The sequence below is a fragment of the Micromonospora sp. S-DT3-3-22 genome, assembly GCF_015354745.1.
GTDB classification, from domain to species: Bacteria; Actinomycetota; Actinomycetes; order Mycobacteriales; family Micromonosporaceae; genus Micromonospora; species Micromonospora wenchangensis.
This window is the reverse complement of the sequence record NZ_JACGMO010000051.1, coordinates 1-17,618: the sequence shown is the minus strand read 5'-3', so window position 1 is coordinate 17,618 and position 17,618 is coordinate 1. Positions and strand designations below refer to the sequence as shown.

Sequence of the window (17,618 nt, the reverse complement as noted above, 5' to 3'; positions counted from 1 at the left end):
TGCGCCTGGTCAGCCGATGGTGAGGTTGCCACCGGAGGCGGTCAGGGTGATCTCCCGGGTCGACGCGCCGGTCCAGTCCGACGAGAACAGCAGCCGGTCACCGTCCCAGACGGTGATGCCGATCCCGTCGCGCCGGCCCGGCTCGCCCCGGTCGGTGGCGGTCACCCGCATGGTCAGCCCGGTGGCCACCGCGACCGGGTTCTGCGCGGTGGAGATGTCGTACAGGGTGACCTGGTAGCGCAGGTCGGCGACCGCTTCCCCGGCCGTCGTGGCGACGCCGAACGACTCCAGCGCGGTGCTCTGGAACTTGTACCGCTTGCCGCCCGACTTGTAGCCGACCTTCGCGCTGCCGACCAGCTTCTTGCCGTTGTTGATCCGGCCGTCCAAGGTCACCTCGATGCGCCGGTCGTCGTCGAGCGGGTAACCACCGGCGGTGGCCCCGCCCTTCAGGTAGCCCGAGCCGGCGACCGACCGGCCGTACCCGCCGGCCACCGTGACGGTGGCCGTCGCGCTGCCGGTGTACGCCCCCGACAGCGTGGCGGTGACCGGGTGCGCGCCGTGCGGCAACACGGCGCGGCAACTGGCCGAGCCGTCGTCCGCCGCCGCGCCGAACGGCGTCGCGACCGCCGTGCAGAGGGTCTCGTCGCCCTCGGTGAAGGTCACCGTGGCGTTGCGGACGTCACCGCCGCCACCCCGGACGGTGGCCCGCAGCAGCACCCCGGTCGAGTCGGCGTCGTCCACCGGGGAGGCCAGGGCGTCACCGGTGTAGGTGACCGTGGCCGCGCGGACCTGGGTGATGGCGAGGTCGGCGTCGCTCAGGTCGAAGAAGACGTTGCCGACCGCCTCGATCTTCAGCCGGCCCCGGGCGGTGTCCACGTTCGGCAGCGTCACCGTCGCCGCCCCGGTGTTCGGGGTGCGCTCGGCCAGCACGTACGGGAAGGTCGCCCCACCGTCGGCGGAGAACGAGATCCGCACCTCGCTGACGTTGACCGGCGCGGCGTCCGTGCCGGCCACGTCCCAGGTGACCGGCATGGTGCCGCCGCCCAGGTGGGCCGCCGACGTCGCCTGCGAGGTGACCAGGAACGGGCCGGCCGCCGGGGCGAGGGTCAACGCCACGTCGGCGCTGCCGATGCCGCCGCCGCCCGGGTGGTGGTCCCGGCCGGTGAGCCGGAAGTGCAGGGTCCGGTCGTTGGTGACACCGACCCAGTCGGCGGTGGGCAGGAACTCCGAGTAGCAGTCCACCGTCGCGGCGGGCACGTTGCTCGCCCCGCCGGTGGCCGGCGGGGCAGGCGCGGCCGGGCAGGCCCCGGTGGCGGCGTTGGTGTTGTTCGCCGCGATCTGCGCCAGGTTGGGGAAGTGCCGGGTCGGATCGGTGGTCACCGCGTTCTCCCCCGGCGAGTGGTACTCCAGGGTGTCGGTCGGGCTGACCGCCGCCGCCTCGCCGAACTGCCGGAACAGCGGCCCGTTGGTCTTGGTGTTGTTGACCAGCGCGGTGCCGGTGCTGCCGCCCCGGTCGTTCTGCTCCCACAGGTAGCTGACGGTGTCCCCGTCGGCGTCGGTGGCGCTACCGGTCAGCGCGAACGGGGTCCGCGCCGGAATGGTGTGCGCCGCCGCCGGCACGGTGACCACGGGGGCCCGGTTGCCGGTCTGCGCGGTCTGGAAACCGTTGTTGCCGGCCGCCCCGCCCCGGGCGGTCTCACCGACGAAGCCGGACGCGCCGACGAGGTCGGTCAGTTCGAGCGCCGGCACGTCGACCCCGGCCAGCGGGCCCGCACCGAAGGTGACCTGGAAACCGGTGTCGTTCGGCGCGCCGAGCCCGCCGAAGGCCGACACGGTGACGGTGGCCCCGGCCGGCCAACCGGCGATCGACTCGATGGCCGCCTTGATCCCGGCGGCGGTGTAGTTGCCGCCACGCACCACCGGCACGGACGACTGCCCCGCGTAGCTGATGCGCAACGCGTCGCCGTCGGTGTCGAAACCGGACAGCGAGACGGTCTGCACCTCGTTGAGCGCCGGGCGGGTGCCGGAGACGAACGTGCTGATCTCGGTGTAGCTGCGCTGCGACCAGTACGGGTCGCTGTGCGGCTGGAGGTTGTCCTGCTGGCAGATGCCCGCGTACGCCATGATCGACGAGCCGCTGCCCGGCTCGTAGGAGTTGGCGGCGCTGCGGTTGCTGCCGGAGCAGTTGTACTGGGTGCCGTTGAAGGTGTGGTTGCCGGCGAACTGGTGCCCGATCTCGTGCGCCACGTAGTCGACGGCGTAGAAGTCACCGACCGGGGTGGGCAGGCCGGTGCAGCCGCGGGCCTTGCCGTCCAGGCCGACCACGCCCAGGCCGGCGACGCCACCACCGGGCAGGCCGAGGCCGATGTGCCCGACGTCGTAGTTGCCCGCGCCGACGAGCTGGCCGAGCACGATCCGGTTGCGGTTGAGCAGCGAGCTGGTGCACGACGAGATCTGCGCCGGGGTGTAGCAGGCCGCCGCGCCGCACGGCCCGTTCGGCTCGGTGGCCAGGGCGGCGGTGTTCAGGTTGGTCTTGTCGGTGTCGTTGACCAGCACCAGCCGGATCGCCGTCTCGTCCTCGTAGATCTGGGTGACCCGGTTGATCAGGGTCACCTTCGCCGCGGTGACGTTCTCCGCGCCGAAGAAGGTGGCGTACGACGGGTCGGTCACCAGGGCCAGCCGGTAGGTGCGCAGGGTGACCTGCGGGCCCGCCGGCTCGTCCGCGGCCACCTCCGGCGACAGCGCCCCGGCCGCCGCCGCGACGTCCTCCCGCTCCACCATGGCCGGGTCGGTGTCGACCAGGTCGCGGGCGTAGTAGCTGGCGTAGACGCTCTGGTCGCCGTGGTAGTACGGGTCGAGGTACCAGCTGCCGCCGGTCGACCGGACCGAGGCGTGGAAACCCAGCGGGGTCAGGTCGGCCCGGATGGTCGCCGTCGGGTCGTCCAGGCCCCGGCCGACGTACGTGCTGATCTCGGGGTGCCGGGCGGCGAGGCCCGGCTCCATCACCGGCGAGTCGACCAGGCTGAACCGCTGGAAGCCTCCGGTGGGGGTGGGCAGCGCGACGGTCAGCGCCGGCTGCGCCCGCCGGGCCGTGCCGGCCCGCTCGGCGGGGGCGTCGGCCAGGGTGTCGGCCAACGCGGCCCGGTCCAGGGTGTACGCGGCGAACCGCTCGGCGCGGATGTCGGGGGTACGCCCGCCCCGGGCGTTGGCCGACAGCTCGCCGGGCAGCTGCCGCCAGGGGCCGGGGTCGGCCGGCGCGGCGACCGCCGCGGTGCCGCCGATCAGCGGCAGCACGGTGGCGACCAGCACCGCGGCGAGCAGCCCGGCCAGCCGGCGGCGGCCGCGACCAGCGGGATCGGGGGGTGGAACCGTCATCGAGTGGGCCTCACTTCACGAGGTCGGGGAACGGGCCGGATGGCGTGGCGTTCGTGGGCCACGCCGGGCTGTCCCGGGAAACACACGCTATGACGGGTCCCCTGTCGACAGACATCATCCGTAAAGTCGACGCGGCGGCACAGCCCGGCGGTGTAGACCCTCCCCGGTGGACCGCGCGCCACACGCCGGGGAGGCCCGAGCGACGCCGCCGTCCGGGCCGGCCGGGTGGGGGCGGTCGCGGACCGGGTGCCGGTGTCAGCCGGTCGGTCGATCGCCCCGGATGCGGGCGTGCAGGTGCATGTCGTGCCGACCGTCGGCGTGCACGGCGTCGCTGCGCTTGGTGCCCTCCAGGAGGAAACCGGCGCGCAGGGCGGTCCGGCAGGAGGCGACGTTGCGGGTCGAGTGGTCCAGGTGCAGCCGGTGGAAACCCGCCGTGTCCAACGCCCAGTCACCCAGCGCCGTCAACGCCCGGGAGGCCACCCCCGCCCGGCGGGCGGCGGGAAGCACCCAGTACGCGCACCCGGCGACGCCGTCGTCGAGATCCATGCTGGTCAGGGCGATCCGGCCGAGCACCTCGACGCCGTCGCGGGTCACCGCCCAACTGGCGCCGGTCTCCCCCACCCAGGCCCGGTCATAACCCCCGAACCACTCACGGACCTGACTCTCCGAGGCCGGATGACGGGTGTGCCAGTGCCGGATCTCCGGGTCCCGGTAGGCGGCCAGGAACACCGGGGCATCGGACGCCTCCCAGGGACGCAGGACCAGGCCCCCCGGCGCGGCGAGGGTCGGCTGCGCACCGGCGGCGAGGGCCCCGGCGGGAATGGCCGGTGGTGTGGAAAGAGGGACCCGCACGTCTCATCCTCCCCCGATGCCGTGTGCCGGTGTCAAACCCCGCCCGGTGCGGCGACGTCGACGTCGACGCGGGCGACGCCCCGGTGCGCGGCGAGACGTTCCGCCTGTGCGACGATGCCGTCGCGGGTGGCGGCAGGCAGCTTCCGCCACGGCTGGACGGCGAGCGTCAGCGTCCGGCCGGCCTTACGGGGACGCCAGGTGCCGACGATCTCACCGCCGGCCAGGACGGCGCCGGGGCGGCCCAGCACCGGCCACAACTGCTTGGCGTGGGCCGCGTCCGGCACCAGGATCGCCCGGTCCCGCGCCTGGAGGAACAGGTCGTACGGGCCGAGCAGGCGGACCGCCGTGGTGTCGGCGGCACCGGCGAGCGCCGGCTCGTCGGCGGCGAGCAGCGAACGGGCCTCCCCGTCGACCCGCACCTCGACCACGTCCTGCGGCCAGCGGGCCCGCACGTCCCTCACCGGGGCGTCGAGGTAGTCGGCGACCTGCCGGGGGGTGGCCGGGCCGAGCAGCCGCAGGTAGGCGCGGACCAGGTCGAACCGGTCGCCGGGCGGGGCGGCCCGGGTGAACCCGGGGATGCGGTGCAGGACCGGTGGCGAGGTGTCGGCGCGCAGCTCCAGCCCGGCCCGCACGGCCGCCAGCCGGAACGGCATCTCGTAGAGGTGGGTGGCGGCGCAGGGCCGGCAGAACCGCAGGTAGGGCTCGGGCAGCAGGGCGGCCAGCCGCCCGGAGACGTCGCCCTTGACCGTCGGGGTGGTGACCACGGCCCGCATCCGCGCCGCCACCTCGTCGAGGGCGGCCAGGTTGCCGATGCCGGCGGCCTTCAGCGGCCGGGCGGCGTCGTAGATGCGTTTGCCCGCGTCCGCGTCGGAGTACGGCGCGACCGCCCCCGCCACCTCGGCCACGTCGGCGCGACGGTAGAGATGCGGCGCGCCCCGCACGGTCCACAGCAGGACCAGGTCGTCCGCGACCGGTGCGGTCACCGCGACCCCGCGCAGGGCCAGGGCCCACCGGCCGCCGTCCGGGCCGGTGTCCTGCACCCCGATGTCGAGCACGGCGGTGTCCGCCGGCGTGCCCTCGGCCCGGCCGAGTTGCTGCGCCCCGACCCGGAACTGCATCACCTGACGGCGGTCGATCATCCGACCAGCCTAGGTGCCAACCCCGACAACCCAGGTCCCGTCGGGACCGGCACGCCGGGGACGGCGGCCCACCCGTCGTGGCCGGCACCCCGGGGCACCGGCCACGACGGGCGGGCCGCTGCTACTCCCGGAGCCCGATGTGGTCGACCGGCGGGACCCGGAGCAGCCGGCGGACCGGCCACACCGTCGTCGCCAGCGCCAGCAGGGTGACACCGCCGAGCACCACCACCACACCCAGCGGCGGCACGTACGGCACCGGGCTGCCGGTCAACGCGGCGACGATCGCGCCCAGGGTCAGCGCGGCGACCGTCGCGCCGATCAGCACCGCGCTGCCGAGCAGCCCGGCCTGCTCGGCAAGGACCATCCTGCGGATCTGCCGCCGGGTGACCCCGACCAGCCGCAGCAAGGCCAGTTCGCGGCGGCGGGCCAGCGCGGCCAGCACCATCGTGGTGGCCGAGGCCAGCGCCGCGTAGCCCACCAGCACGCCGATCAGCAGCCGGTTCAGCCAGGCACCCAGCGCCAGGTCGGTGCCGATCAGCCGGGTCCGGGTGGCCGCGTCGCGCAGCTGCCCGCCCGGCTGGCCGGCCGCCCAGCCGGCCAGCGGCGCGTCGGCGTCCGGGCCGGCGCGGACCAGGATCTCGTCGGCGGTGGCCCCGGCGGTGTGCCCGGCGACCGTCCCGGTGGCCAGGGTGACGTCACCGAAGCCGAGGCCCCGGCCGTAGACCGCCACGACCCGCAGGGTGACCGGGGTGCCGTCGCCCAGCCACAGGTCGGCCCGGTCGCCGACCCGCCACCCGGACGCGGACGCCTGCGTCGTGGACAGCGCGACCGTGCCCACTGTCAGGTCGGCCAGGTCGCCGTCGCGCACGTCGAGGTCCATCGTGTCGGTGAGGCCGACCGGGTCGACGGCCTGCGCGGGGACCGGCGTGATGCCGTCGAGCGACGACCGCACCACCACCTGGGTCCGGCGTACCCCGGTGGCGGCCCGCACCCCGGGCAGCGCGCGGACCTGGCCGGTGGCGTCGGCGGGCAGCCCACCCGGCGCGGTCAGCACCCGCCCGGCGAGCGTCCCCGCGCCGCTCTGGGCGACGGTCTGCCGTTCCAGGTTGGTCTGGAAGAACCAGACCGAGCCACCGAGGCCCACCGCCAGCACCAGGAAGGTCAGCACCGTCGCCGTGCCCCGCGCGGTGGCCCGCAGGTTGGCCGCGGCCAGGTAGCCGCCGACCCCCCAGAGGCGGGGCAGCGCCGGGGTGAGCAGCCGCGCGACGTACCCGTTGATCCACGGCGCGAGCAGCGCCACCGCGACGACGAACAGGTAGAGCATGCCGACCGCGCCGGCCAGCGCACCCGTCGAGCCGGTGCTGCCGGCGGTGACCGCCCCGGACGAGACCGCGCCCGCCAGCGTCAGGCCACCGACGACCAGCCGCACCCGGCCCGGCGGTCGGGCCTCGACGGCGGACTCGCCGAGCGCCTCGACCGGCTTGATCGCGGTGACCCGACGCCCGGCGACCAGGGCGGCGAGCACCGCCACCAGCACCGCCGTGCCGGCGGCGGCAGGCACCGCGAGCAGGCCGCCGGCCATCGGGAAACCGGCCGGGACGAAGCCCCGGTCGACCAGCTCACCGTGCACCCAGCGGGCGGCCAGCAGCCCGGCGGGCCCGCCGAGCGCGGCGGCGACCAGGGCGAGCAGGGCGGCCTCGGCGAGCAGCAGCCGACGCACCTGGCCCGGGGTGGCCGCGACCGCGCGCAGCAGCGCCAGGTCCCGGCGGCGGTGCCGGACGGAGAGCCCGATCGTGCCGGCCACCACGAACACGACCAGCAGGACGACGTACCCGCCGAAGGCCGAGCCGACGGTGACCAGCAGGCCCTGGGCGGCCAGGTCCGCCGGCTGCTCCACCGTGCCCCGGTCGCCGCCGACGTGGACGGTGGCGCCGGTGGGCGCGGCGACCCGGCGGACCGCGTCGGCGACCGCGTCGTGGTCGGCGTCGGGGGCGAGCCGCACACCGATCGTGTCCACCCGGCCCGGGTGGACGGACAGCCGGGCCGCCTGCGCGTCGGTGAAGAACACCGCGTCGGTGCCGGTGTCGACGGTGGCGCTCACCCGGTGGGACCGGGCGACCCCGCCGACGACCAGGTCGATCCGGTCGCCGGGGGACGCGCCGAGCCGCACGTCGACCGCCACCTCGTCGTCGGCGCGGGGCGCGACGCCCATGCTGACCGGCCGGCCGGCGAAGGCGTACGTGGCCCAGCCGTGCCCGACGGCCGGGGGCACACCGATCGGCACCCGGTCATCGCCGGTGGCGTCCGCGACGCCGGGCAGCCGACGGACGCGTTCCACCAGGGCGGCGTCCACCGTGCCGCCCTCGGGCAGGGCGACGGTGCTGGTGGTGGTGTCGCCGCCGAACTCCCGCGTCTGCTCGCTGAGCGTGCGGTGGGCGACCACCAGGTCGGCAGTCGCCCAGAGCCGGGGCTCCGGCCGCCACCGCAGCCCGGACTCGACGAGGGTGCCCATGGCGACCAGGATCGTCACCCCGGCGAGCAGGGCGAGCAGCGTCGCGACGGCCGGGCCGGCGCGGTGGCGCAGCAGCCGGGCGGCGAGCCGGGTCATCGGACGGCCCGCCCGTCCAGCGCCGCCAGGCGTTCGGCGATCCGGGCCGCCCCGAGCTGCGGCAGGTCGGCGACGATCCGGCCGTCGGCCAGCACCAGCACCCGGTCGGCGTACGACGCGGCGACCGGGTCGTGGGTCACCATCACCACGGTCAACCCGTGTTCGTCGACGATCGCGCGCAGCAGCGTCAGCACCTGTGCCGCGGTGTGCGAGTCGAGCGCCCCGGTGGGCTCGTCGCAGAAGACCACCTCGGGTCGGGTGGCGAGCGCGCGGGCGATCGCCACCCGCTGCTGCTGGCCACCGGAGAGCGCGGCCGGCCGGTGACGCAGCCGGTCGGTGAGCCCGACCCGCGCCACCACCTGACCCAGCCAGGCCCGGTCGGGGCGGACCCCGGCCAGCCGCAGCGGCAGCACGATGTTCTCCTCGACGGTGAGCGCGCCGATCAGGTTGAACGCCTGGAAGACGAACCCCATCCGGGTCCGCCGCAGCTCGGTCAGCCGGGTCTCGGACAGGGTCGACAGGTCGGTGTCGCCGAGGACGACCCGGCCGGAGGTGGGCCGGTCGAGCCCGGCGGCGACGTGCAGCAGGGTGCTCTTGCCGGACCCGGAGGGGCCCATCACGGCGGTGAAGGTGCCCCGGTCGAAGCCGACGTCGACCCCGGCCAGCGCGGTCACCGGGGTGGGGCCGGACGGGTAGACCCGGGTGAGCCGGGCGACGCGCACCGCCGCGCCGACGGGCCCCGCCGGGTCGGCGGTCCGTACGGGGTCGAGGGGGTGTGCCGGATGGACTGGCATCCTGGTGGCCTTCCGTGTCAGCGGGTGTGGGCTGCGCGCACCAGGAACGCTATGCAGGTGGAGGGCCGGGAACCATCCAGCGGGCTGCCCGGACGGCGGTACCGCAGGCGCTACCCCCGGCCGCCGTCGAGGTGGCGCAGCACCGCGGTGACCCGGCGGTCGACCCGGTCGTCCGGGGGGAGTTGGAGCTTGGCGAAGATGTTGCGGATGTGCTTGTGCACCGCCCCGTCGGTGACGAACAGGCGCTCGGCGATCGCGGTGTTGCCGAGCCCCTCGGCCATCAGCCCCAGCACCTCGCGCTCGCGTGGCGACAGCTCGCCCAGCGCGGTGTCCGGGCGGCGGTTGCGGGCCAGCAGTTGACCCACCACCTCCGGGTCGATGACGCTGCCGCCGTCGGCGACCCGGTGCAGCGCGGCGAGGAACTCCTCGACCCGGCCCACCCGTTCCTTGAGCAGGTAGCCGAGCCCGACCGCGCCGACGGAGAACAGGTCGGTGGCGAACGCCTGCTCGACGTACGCCGAGAGGACCAGCACCGCGAGGCCGGGCCGGCGGCGGCGGGCCTCCACCGCGGCCACGATGCCCTCGTCGGTGTGCGTCGGCGGCATCCGGACGTCCACGATCGCCACGTCCGGCGTGTGGGCGTCGACGGCGGCCAGGAACTCGCCCGGGGTGCCCGCCGTGGCGACCACGTCCAGGTCCTCCGCCCGCAGCAGCAGCGCCAGCCCCTCCCGCAGCAGCGGGTCGTCCTCGGCGATCACGATCCGCACGGCAACTCCACCTCCAGTCTCGTCGGCCCTCCCGGTGGGCTGGTCAGCGTCATCCGGCCGTCGTACGCCCCGACCCGCCGACGGATGCCGGTCAGCCCCGAGCCGCCGGCCTCGTCGGCGTCGCCGTGCCCGTCGTCGGTGACGGTCACCAGCAGCCGGTCCCGCTCGCGGCGGACGGTCACGTCGACCCGGCCGGCGCCGCTGTGCCGGACCACGTTGGTCAACGCCTCCGCCACCACGAAGTAGGCGGTGGCCTCCACCGAGACGGCGCAGCGTACCGGCACGTCGACGGTGAGCCGGCAGGGCACCGCGCAGCCGCCGGCCAGGCCGGCCAGGGCACCGGTGAGGCCCCGGTCGTCCAGCACGGGCGGCAGGATGCCCCGCACCACCGTACGCAGTTCGCCGAGCGCCTGTTCCGCCGCGTCCTGCGCCTGCCCGAGGATCTCGTCGGCCCGGTCCGGGTCCCGCCGTACCGCCCGGCGGGCCGCCCCCAGCAGCACGTTGACGGCGACCAGCCGGTTCTGGGTGCCGTCGTGCAGGGAGCGTTCGATGCGGCGCAGTTCGACCGCGTGGGCGTCCAGCGCCGCGGCCCGGGTGGCGGTCAGCTCGGCGACCCGCAGCGACAGGTCGAAGCCCGGCGGCGGGGGCAGCAGCCACCGGCCCGGCCGGGCCTGGAGGCGGGCCAGCGCCGGCACGAACGCGACGGTGGCGGCCAGCCAGCCGAAGCCGAGCAGCCCGACCACGAGCGCCTCGCCCAGCCCGTCGATGCGCCACCAGACGATCCCCGGCGCGCCGGCCTCGGGTGGCAGCAGCCGGTACCACAGCGGGAAGGTGAGGTCCTGCACGGCGTAGAGCGGCAGGGACAGGCCGAGCAGTCCGCCGGTCAGGCCGGCGACCGCGTGCAGCGCGACCCAGCCGAGTTCCCGGCGGACGAACGGGTCGCGTACCGCCACCCGCAGCTCGGCCGGCACCGGGCCCGGGGCGGGGACCGGCCCGCCCCAGCGGGACAGCCGGGCCCGCTCCCGGTCGGCCACCGCGCGTACCGCCCGCAGCGTGCCGGGCGCCGCCGGCAGCCCCACCCAGACCAGGCAGGCCGTCGCCACGACGAGCACCCGGAGCAGGGTGGCCAGCGCCAGCAGCGCGGTGCCGAGCCCTCCGACGAGATGGGCGAGGGCGTCGACCGTGGTACGGGCCCGGTCCCGCAGGTGTGTCATCGGAAGACCTCCCGCGCCAACATAGGCCACCGGGCGGCCGGCCCGGCACCGTCGGTACGGAAAGTACCGCCTGCTGTACCACCGTCGGTCGTGCTGGCGGGATCGTGTCCGGCCCGCCGCCGCGCCTAGCGTCGACCTGGTCGAACACCCGCCCACCCGAGGAGGCAGCCATGACCGATCCGTACCGCATCGCCGACGCCCCGGCCGACCCGCCGCAGCCGGCGGCCGACCGGCTCCGTCCGCTGCTGTGGCTGGTGCTGGTGGTCAGCGTCGCCGCCAACGCGGTGCTGACGACCGTACTGGACAACCAGTGGGCCGGCTCCGCGTGCGGCCTGCTGGCGGTGCTCTGCGCCGGGACGCTCGTCGCCCGGCACCGCCGCGCCCGGTGACCGACGCCGGGCCCGCCACCGGCCCCCGGGGCGGTGGCGGGCGGGCAGCCGTCGGCCGGAGCGGTCGAGCCGCGCCGGTGCCAGCGGTCACGGTTCCCGGTCGCGGAGCATCAGCACGTACGTCGCGGTGAGCGCCACCGGGCGGTCCGCGTCGACGGCCAGCTCCGCCAGGGCCCGCGACGCCCGCTCCCCCGGGATGCCCGCGAGCGCCTGGGTCAGGCGACGGCGTACCGGCGACGCGACGGCGTCACCGGTGAGGCCCGCGACGAGCGCGGCGGCGATCCGGTCGGCCGATTCGGCGTCGACGGCCAACGCGGCCAGCGCGTCGGCGGCCTCGACGTCGTTCGCCTCCTGCACGACCATGTCGACGAGCGTCGGAACGGCCTCGGGTACGCCCCGGGCACCGAGCGTGAGCGCCGCGCACCTGCGGACCGCCACGTCACGGTGGTCGAGGGCGTCACGCAGCAGCGCCGTCGCGGCGTCGTGCGGGATCTCCACCAGGCACCGCACCGCGCGGTCGCGTACCGCCGCCACGGGCGCGTCGAGCCCCTGTGCCAGCAGCGGCAGTCCCGCCGCGCCGGCCCTCGCCACCGCCCACCGCAGCGCCCCGGCCACGTGCGGGTCGGGTTCGCCCAGCGCCGCCTCGACCAGGGCCTCCACCGCGACCGCCCCGACCGGGGCCAGGGCGGCCCGTTGCCGCTGCGCCGCGTGCGACGAGCCCAGGGCCCGCAGCAGCGCGACGGTCTGCAGGACGTCGGTCCAGTCGCCCGGCCCGGCGGCGTCGATGCGCTCCAGCCGGGTGAGCAGCCGCGTCTCGTCGGCGATCCGCGCCCGGGTCCGCCGGATCAGGTCGTCGACAAGCGTCGTCGGGGTGAAATCCGGATCGTCGAGCGCCTGCCCCACGGCGCGCAGCGACAGCCCGAGCGACCGCAGGCTCTCGATGTGGAAGATCCGCCGGACGTCCTCACCGGAGTACTCGCGGTAGCCCGCGCCGGTGCGTCCGCCCGGCCGTACCAGGCCGAGCGACTCGTAGTGCCGGAGCATCCGGACGCTGACCCCGCAGCGCCGTGCCACGTCGCCGATCAACACCGCTGCTCACCCCTGCCGGTCGGCGTCGCCGAGCGCCACGACGCGTTTCGCCTCCTCGAGCGAGAACGCGAAGCCGGCGTCCGGGTCACGCATCAGCCGCCGGGTGGCGGTCGCGTGGGCCCGTACCCGGGGGTCGGGGTGGGACGCGGCGGCGTCCAGCACCGGCGTGACGACCTCGCCGAGGGCGGCCAGTGCGCGGGCCAGGCTCAGCCACGTCGCCCGGTCGCCCCGCCCGAGCTGGGTGGCCAGGATCGCGGCCAGCCCGGCTTCGGCGTCGTGGGGCACGAGCACGACCGCGGCCCGCCAGGCCGCCCGCGCCACCTCGTCGTCGGCGTCGGTGAGCAGCGCCGGGGTGAGCGCCGGCCAGGCCGACCTGTCCCCGATCTTGGACAGGGTGTGCAACGCCTGGCTCCGGGCCTGCGCGGACGGCGTGCCGAGCGCGGCGACCAGCCGGGGGACCGTCACCGCCGCGGGGTGCCGGGTGAGCGCCCAGGTCAGCATCTCGCGTACCGCGAAGTCCGGTTCGACCGCGCACCGGGCGACGAGCGGGTCGACGTCGCGCGGGTCGGGGGCGGTGCCCAACGCGAGCGCCACCCGTAGCCGCACCGACGGGTCGCCGCCCGCCAACCCCCGTGTCCGGTCCGTGTCCGCTGCCGACCCGGTCATCGTGACCACCTCCGGGTCACAGTGAAGACCCTGCCACCGTGTCAGGGTCAAGCCGGTCCGGGGCGGGCGTGGCGGCGGTCGGCGTGGCCCGCCGGGTCAGTGGGCGCGCTGCGGCGTCGCCCCGGTGGGGGTCGACGCCCCGGCCGGACGGCGGGAGACGAGCATCCCGAAGGCGGCGGCGGTGAAGAACATGAGGCTGCCGTAGACCACCGACGGCATCGCCATCGTGGGGTTGTCCAGCAGCGTCGGGCTCATCCCGATGGTGATGGCCAGGGTGGCGTTGTGCAGGCCGATCTCGAACGAGGAGGCGACCGAGTCGCGGTGCCCGGCCCGTAGCAGGCGCGGCGCGAGGTAGCCGACGGCGAGGCTGAGCAGGTTGAACAGGGCGACGATCACGATGATCTCGCCGAGGGTGGCCAGCACGTCGTCCTTGATGCCGGCCACCGCACCCACGATGATCACGGCCAGCACCAGGACGGAGACGATCTTCACCGGGCGTTCCATCCGCAGGGCGAACGTGGGGAACCGACGCCGCAGCAGCATGCCGACCGCGATCGGGACCAGGACCAGCGCGAAGACCTGGACCACCTTGCCGAACTGGAGACCGATCGTGCCGTCCGCACCGGCGAAGCCGGCCACCGACAGGTTGACGATCAACGGGAGGGTGAACAGGGCCAGCACCGAGTTGATCGCGGTCAGCGAGACGTTGAGCGCGACGTTGCCCCGGAACAGGTGGCTGTAGAGACCGGCGGTGCTGCCCCCCGGCGAGGCGGCCAGCAGCATCATCCCCACCGCCAGCTCCGGACGCAGGTCGAAGGCGGTCACCAGGCCCAGGCAGACCACCGGCAGGAGCAGCATCTGACACCCGAGGCAGATCAGCACGACCCGGGGGTGGCGGGCCACCCGGCGGAAGTCCTCGACGGTCAGGCTGAGGCCGATGCCCAACATGACGATGCCGAGGGCGACCGGGAAGAGGGCGAGCGACAACCCGGAACCCATGATCCACCACCCTCCGGAGAAAAATTGACTTGCCTCGTTGGAGGATGGCACCGGCGGGTGTCCCCGGGCACCTCACGGCATGCTCATCCCCGGCCGTCCACCCCGGAACGACCCCGGCGCACCCGCTCCGACCAGGCAACCGGACGGTCCGGGGTGTCGGGTTGTTGTCGGGGCGCAGTCGGGTGCCCGCTAGAGGCGGGTGCGGTGTGAGCGGAGGGTGACACCAGCCGACCCGCCACTGCGAGACGAGGTAGTCATGCCCGTCACCCCGACCTATCCCGGCGTGTACATCGAGGAAGTCGCGAGTTCCGTCCGCCCCGTGATCGGCGTGGCCACCGGGGTGACCGCCTTCGTGGGATACGTCCGGACCGGACCGGAGAACCGTGCCGTCCGGGTGAACACCTTCGGCGAGTTCGAACGCCGGTTCGGCGGGGTCGACCGGGACTCCGAACTCAGCCTGGCCGTGCAACAGTTCTTCCGCAACGGCGGGGCCGCCGCCCTGGTCGTCCGGGTGCCCCGCGCCGACGCCCGCGCCGCCTCGGTGACCCTGCTGGACAAGGTCGGCGCCGGGGCGAAGTCCGCGCTGCTGCTGGACGCGACGAGCACCGGCGCGTGGGGCAGCGGGCTGCTCGTCGACGTCGATCACGACGGGGTCGCCGACGCCAAGTCGTTCAACCTCACCGTCACCGACACCGCCACCGGCGACACCGAACGGTTCACCGGGCTGTCCGCCGACCCGGCCAGCGCCGCGTACGCGGTGGCCCTGCTCAACGACCCGGACCGGGGTTCGGCGCTGGTCCGGGCACGCGCCGGGGCCGCCGGGGCGGGCCGGCCGGTGCCCAGCGGCACGGTCGGCACCGCTCTCGGCACCCCCACCGTCGACGCCGCGAAGAACTACCGGCTCACCGTGCAGCCCGACCGGCCCACCAAGCCGGACCCGAACGACCCGGCCAAGACCGTGCCGGCGGTCGCCCCGGTGACCGTGACCGTGCTGGACAAGGGAGAGCGGCTGCCGTCCTCCCCCGCCGGGGTGGCCGCGCTGCTGCAACGGAAGGTCAACGCCGCGTTGGGCGCCGCCGACGGCGCGGCCGGCCTGCGGGTACGGGTGACCCCCACCGCCGCCGGCGGGCTGCGCGTCCTCGGTGACGTGGACGCGGTGGTCGCCCCGGCGGCGCTCGACGCGGCCTTCACCGTCGCGGGGGTCTCCCCCGCCGGTGACGTCGCCGACGGCGCGGCCCTGCTGGGCCTGGCCGGGACGACCGCCAACGTCGGCCGGTTCAGCCCGCTCGGCGTCAAGCGGCTCGGCCAGGGTGACCTGGTCACCGGCTCCGACGGCACCACCCTGCCCGGCACCGGCGCGCTGATCGGCAGCGAGGCCGCCTACACCGGCATCTACGCGCTGCTCAAAACCGACCTGTTCAACCTGCTCTGCATCCCCGACGCCACCCGTGCCCGGCACGGCGACCCCGCCGCCATCGACAACGGGCTGGACCCGGAGGCCGTCTGGTCGGCCGCCTACGACCTCTGCGAACGCCGCCGGGCGGTCCTGCTGGTCGACCCGCCGCCCGGGGTGGACGACCCGGACCGCGCCCTGGACTGGATCAACCAGCTCGGGGTCAAGGGCCCCAACGCGGTGGCCCACTTCCCCCGCCTGCGCATCCCCGACCCCACCGACGGTTTCCAGCCCCGCACCGTCGCCCCCGGCGGCACCCTCGCCGGCCTGTACGCCCGCCAGGACACCGAGCGGGGCGTGTGGAAGGCACCGGCCGGCACCGAGGCGCAGCTACGCGGGGTGACCAACCTGGTCTATCCGTTGACCGACGCCGAGAACGGGGTGCTCAACCCGTTGGGGCTCAACTGCCTGCGCACCTTCCCGGTGACCGGCACGGTCAACTGGGGGGCCCGCACCACCGCCGGCGCGGACGTGCTGGCCAGCCAGTGGAAGTACACGCCGGTGCGCCGGCTCGCCCTGTTCATCGAGGAGAGCGTCTACCGGGGCACCCAGTGGGCGGTCTTCGAGCCCAACGACGAGCCGCTCTGGTCGCAGCTGCGGCTGAACCTGACGTCGTTCATGCAGGACCTGTTCCGCAAGGGCGCGTTCGCCGGGCGTACGCCCCGGGAGGCGTACCTGGTGCGGTGCGACGCGGAGACCACCATCGCCGACGACCGGGACCGGGGAGTGGTCAACGTGGTCGTCGGGTTCGCCCCGCTCAAACCCGCCGAGTTCGTCATCGTGCGGATCCAGCAGCTCGCCGGCCAGAGCCCGTCCTGAGAGGTGTGAGTCATGGTGCAGTTCGCGGTCAACCCGACGCGCTTCGACCCGTACAAGAACTTCAAGTTCCGGGTGAAGTGGGACGGCCGCTACGTGGCCGGGGTCAGCAAGGTCAGCGCGTTGAAGCGGACCACCGAGGTGGTCAAGCACCGCGACGGCGGCAACCCGTCGACCAGTCACAAGTCGCCGGGGCGGACCGAGTTCGAGGCGGTCACCCTGGAACGGGGGCTGACCCACGACGCCGAGTTCGCCCAGTGGGCGGGCCGGATCTGGGCGCTGCACGCCGGTGCCGGGGCGGAGGTGTCGCTGGCCGACTTCCGGCGGGACATCACCATCGAGCTGCTCAACGAGGCCGGCCAGGTCGCCCAGTCGTACCGGCTGTTCCGCTGCTGGGTGTCGGAGTACCAGGCGCTGCCGGAGCTGGACGCCAACGCCAACGCGGTGGCGATCGAACACCTCAAGCTGGAGAACGAGGGCTGGGAGCGCGACGAGGCGGTCGCCGAACCGGCCGAACCCCGGCTCGGGTCGTGACCGCCGCGGGCCCGCCGTCGACCGAGGTGGCGCTGGTCCACGCCTGGGACGACGCGCTCGGTCAGCCCGCGCCGCGCCGGGGGTTGCTGCTGCTCGGCCGGCCCGACGCCGACCGGCTGCCGGTGGGCGAGGTGACGGCGCTGCTGCTGGCCACCGCCGGTGGCTGGACCGGCGGCCGGGTGGCGACCACGGTGGACTGTCCGGCCTGCGCGCAACGGCTGGAGGTGACCCTCACCGTCGCCGACCTGCTGACCGCCGCGCCGCAGCGGACCGACCGGACCGCCGGCCCGTTCACCCTGCGGTGGCGGGGGCACCTGCTCACCCTGCGGCTGCCCACCCCCGCCGACCTGGCCGGGGCGGCGCGGGCCGGTGACGCGGCGGCGGCCGAGCGGTGGCTGCTCGACGCCTGCCTGCTCGACGCCGACCCGCCACTGGCCGACCCGTCCGCCGCGCTGCCGGCGGTGTCCGCCGCGATGGCCGAGCGCGACCCGCTCGGCGTCGTCGCGGTCGCCCTGACCTGTCCGGGCTGCGGCGGCGACACCGAGGCGCTGTTGGACGTGCCGGCGTGGGCGTGGCACGCCGCCGACGTCCGGGTGCGCCGGCTGCTCGACGAGGTGCACCGGCTGGCCCGCGCGTACGGCTGGTCCGAGGCGGAGGTGCTGGCCCTGGGTCCGCACCGCCGGGCGGCGTACCTGGAGCGGGTCCCGTGAGCGGCTACCTGGCCGCGCTGGCCGCCCTGGCCATCGGGACCGCGCCCCGGCTGCGTCCCCGCGCCCTCGGCCGGTTCGAGCCGCAGGAGCCGGAACCGGACGGCTTCCTGACCGAGCAGGAGCAGGAGCGGTGGCCGGCCACCCCGCCGCCGCCCGCCCGACCGACCGGCGCGCCGCCGTCGCCGGAGTCGCCGCCACCGCTGCCGTCGTCGC

At 75.4% G+C, this 17,618-nt stretch carries 14 protein-coding genes and 1 pseudogene; 5 read left to right on the top strand and 10 right to left on the bottom strand.

Annotated features, from left to right (window positions below; translation table 11 throughout):
* Positions 1–9: 9 nt before the first annotated feature.
* The 7 genes from H1A17_RS16600 to H1A17_RS16570 all read right to left on the bottom strand — a co-directional run bounded on the left by H1A17_RS16600 (position 10) and on the right by H1A17_RS16570 (position 10,749).
* A complete protein-coding gene (locus H1A17_RS16600) occupies positions 10–3,375 on the bottom strand; it encodes a M12 family metallo-peptidase (protein ID WP_194822279.1) in 3,366 nt (1,121 codons plus the stop codon).
* A gap of 255 nt (positions 3,376–3,630) precedes the next feature.
* Complete coding sequence (locus H1A17_RS16595; RefSeq protein ID WP_194822278.1) at positions 3,631–4,227, bottom strand: GNAT family N-acetyltransferase; 597 nt, start codon at positions 4,225–4,227, stop codon at positions 3,631–3,633.
* A 32-nt stretch (positions 4,228–4,259) separates the two neighbouring features.
* Positions 4,260–5,366, bottom strand: a complete 1,107-nt coding sequence (locus tag H1A17_RS16590; protein WP_194822277.1) for a winged helix DNA-binding domain-containing protein — start codon at positions 5,364–5,366, stop codon at positions 4,260–4,262.
* Positions 5,367–5,487: 121 nt separating this feature from the next.
* On the bottom strand, positions 5,488–7,974 hold the full coding sequence (locus H1A17_RS16585) for an FtsX-like permease family protein (protein ID WP_194822276.1): 2,487 nt from the start codon (positions 7,972–7,974) through the stop codon (positions 5,488–5,490).
* Positions 7,971–8,768, bottom strand: a complete 798-nt coding sequence (locus H1A17_RS16580) for an ABC transporter ATP-binding protein (protein ID WP_145920126.1) — start codon at positions 8,766–8,768, stop codon at positions 7,971–7,973. Before H1A17_RS16580 ends, H1A17_RS16585 begins: the two co-directional genes overlap by 4 nt.
* 110 nt (positions 8,769–8,878) lie before the next feature.
* Positions 8,879–9,535 carry a response regulator transcription factor gene (locus H1A17_RS16575; protein ID WP_088646624.1) on the bottom strand — a complete coding sequence of 219 codons (657 nt, stop codon included), beginning with the start codon at positions 9,533–9,535 and terminating at the stop codon, positions 8,879–8,881.
* Positions 9,523–10,749, bottom strand: coding sequence for a sensor histidine kinase (locus H1A17_RS16570; protein ID WP_194822275.1), 1,227 nt, complete (start codon positions 10,747–10,749; stop codon positions 9,523–9,525). Before H1A17_RS16570 ends, H1A17_RS16575 begins: the two co-directional genes overlap by 13 nt.
* Before the next feature lie 170 nt (positions 10,750–10,919).
* On the opposite strand from H1A17_RS16570, the gene H1A17_RS16565 reads away from it, so the two are divergent.
* A complete protein-coding gene (locus tag H1A17_RS16565; protein ID WP_145920128.1) occupies positions 10,920–11,138 on the top strand; it encodes a hypothetical protein in 219 nt (72 codons plus the stop codon).
* A gap of 87 nt (positions 11,139–11,225) precedes the next feature.
* Here the strand turns inward: H1A17_RS16565 and H1A17_RS16560 are convergent, their stop codons facing one another.
* The 3 genes from H1A17_RS16560 to H1A17_RS16550 form a co-directional block, all read right to left on the bottom strand.
* Complete coding sequence (locus H1A17_RS16560) at positions 11,226–12,227, bottom strand: MerR family transcriptional regulator (protein ID WP_145920129.1); 1,002 nt, start codon at positions 12,225–12,227, stop codon at positions 11,226–11,228.
* A 6-nt stretch (positions 12,228–12,233) separates the two neighbouring features.
* A complete protein-coding gene (locus H1A17_RS16555) occupies positions 12,234–12,893 on the bottom strand; it encodes a HEAT repeat domain-containing protein (RefSeq protein WP_145920130.1) in 660 nt (219 codons plus the stop codon).
* Positions 12,894–12,989: 96 nt separating this feature from the next.
* A complete protein-coding gene (locus H1A17_RS16550) occupies positions 12,990–13,892 on the bottom strand; it encodes a bile acid:sodium symporter family protein (RefSeq protein ID WP_145920131.1) in 903 nt (300 codons plus the stop codon).
* Positions 13,893–14,148: 256 nt separating this feature from the next.
* On the opposite strand from H1A17_RS16550, the gene H1A17_RS16545 reads away from it, so the two are divergent.
* The 4 genes and pseudogenes from H1A17_RS16545 to H1A17_RS16530 all read left to right on the top strand — a co-directional run.
* Entirely contained in the window at positions 14,149–16,164 is a 2,016-nt protein-coding gene (locus tag H1A17_RS16545) for a phage tail sheath C-terminal domain-containing protein (RefSeq protein WP_194822274.1), read from the top strand.
* A gap of 12 nt (positions 16,165–16,176) precedes the next feature.
* A complete protein-coding gene (locus H1A17_RS16540; protein ID WP_145920133.1) occupies positions 16,177–16,695 on the top strand; it encodes a phage tail protein in 519 nt (172 codons plus the stop codon).
* The gene (locus H1A17_RS16535) at positions 16,692–17,405 is read left to right on the top strand and encodes a hypothetical protein (protein WP_145920134.1); all 714 of its coding nucleotides are present in this window, start codon (positions 16,692–16,694) and stop codon (positions 17,403–17,405) included. The genes H1A17_RS16540 and H1A17_RS16535 overlap by 4 nt, the downstream gene beginning before the upstream one ends.
* A pseudogene (locus tag H1A17_RS16530) lies at positions 17,402–17,618 on the top strand (hypothetical protein); the annotation flags it as partial. The gene H1A17_RS16535 and the pseudogene H1A17_RS16530, both read left to right, overlap by 4 nt.

Coding starts and splice junctions, on each gene's coding strand:
- H1A17_RS16580 (WP_145920126.1), bottom strand. CDS start 8,768: ATGCCAGTCCATCCGGCACACCCCCTCGACCCCGTACGGACCGCCGAC.
- H1A17_RS16545 (WP_194822274.1), top strand. CDS start 14,149: ATGCCCGTCACCCCGACCTATCCCGGCGTGTACATCGAGGAAGTCGCG.
- H1A17_RS16540 (WP_145920133.1), top strand. CDS start 16,177: ATGGTGCAGTTCGCGGTCAACCCGACGCGCTTCGACCCGTACAAGAAC.
- H1A17_RS16550 (WP_145920131.1), bottom strand. CDS start 13,892: ATGGGTTCCGGGTTGTCGCTCGCCCTCTTCCCGGTCGCCCTCGGCATC.
- H1A17_RS16585 (WP_194822276.1), bottom strand. CDS start 7,974: ATGACCCGGCTCGCCGCCCGGCTGCTGCGCCACCGCGCCGGCCCGGCC.
- H1A17_RS16600 (WP_194822279.1), bottom strand. CDS start 3,375: ATGACGGTTCCACCCCCCGATCCCGCTGGTCGCGGCCGCCGCCGGCTG.
- H1A17_RS16590 (WP_194822277.1), bottom strand. CDS start 5,366: ATGATCGACCGCCGTCAGGTGATGCAGTTCCGGGTCGGGGCGCAGCAA.
- H1A17_RS16555 (WP_145920130.1), bottom strand. CDS start 12,893: ATGACCGGGTCGGCAGCGGACACGGACCGGACACGGGGGTTGGCGGGC.
- H1A17_RS16570 (WP_194822275.1), bottom strand. CDS start 10,749: ATGACACACCTGCGGGACCGGGCCCGTACCACGGTCGACGCCCTCGCC.
- H1A17_RS16565 (WP_145920128.1), top strand. CDS start 10,920: ATGACCGATCCGTACCGCATCGCCGACGCCCCGGCCGACCCGCCGCAG.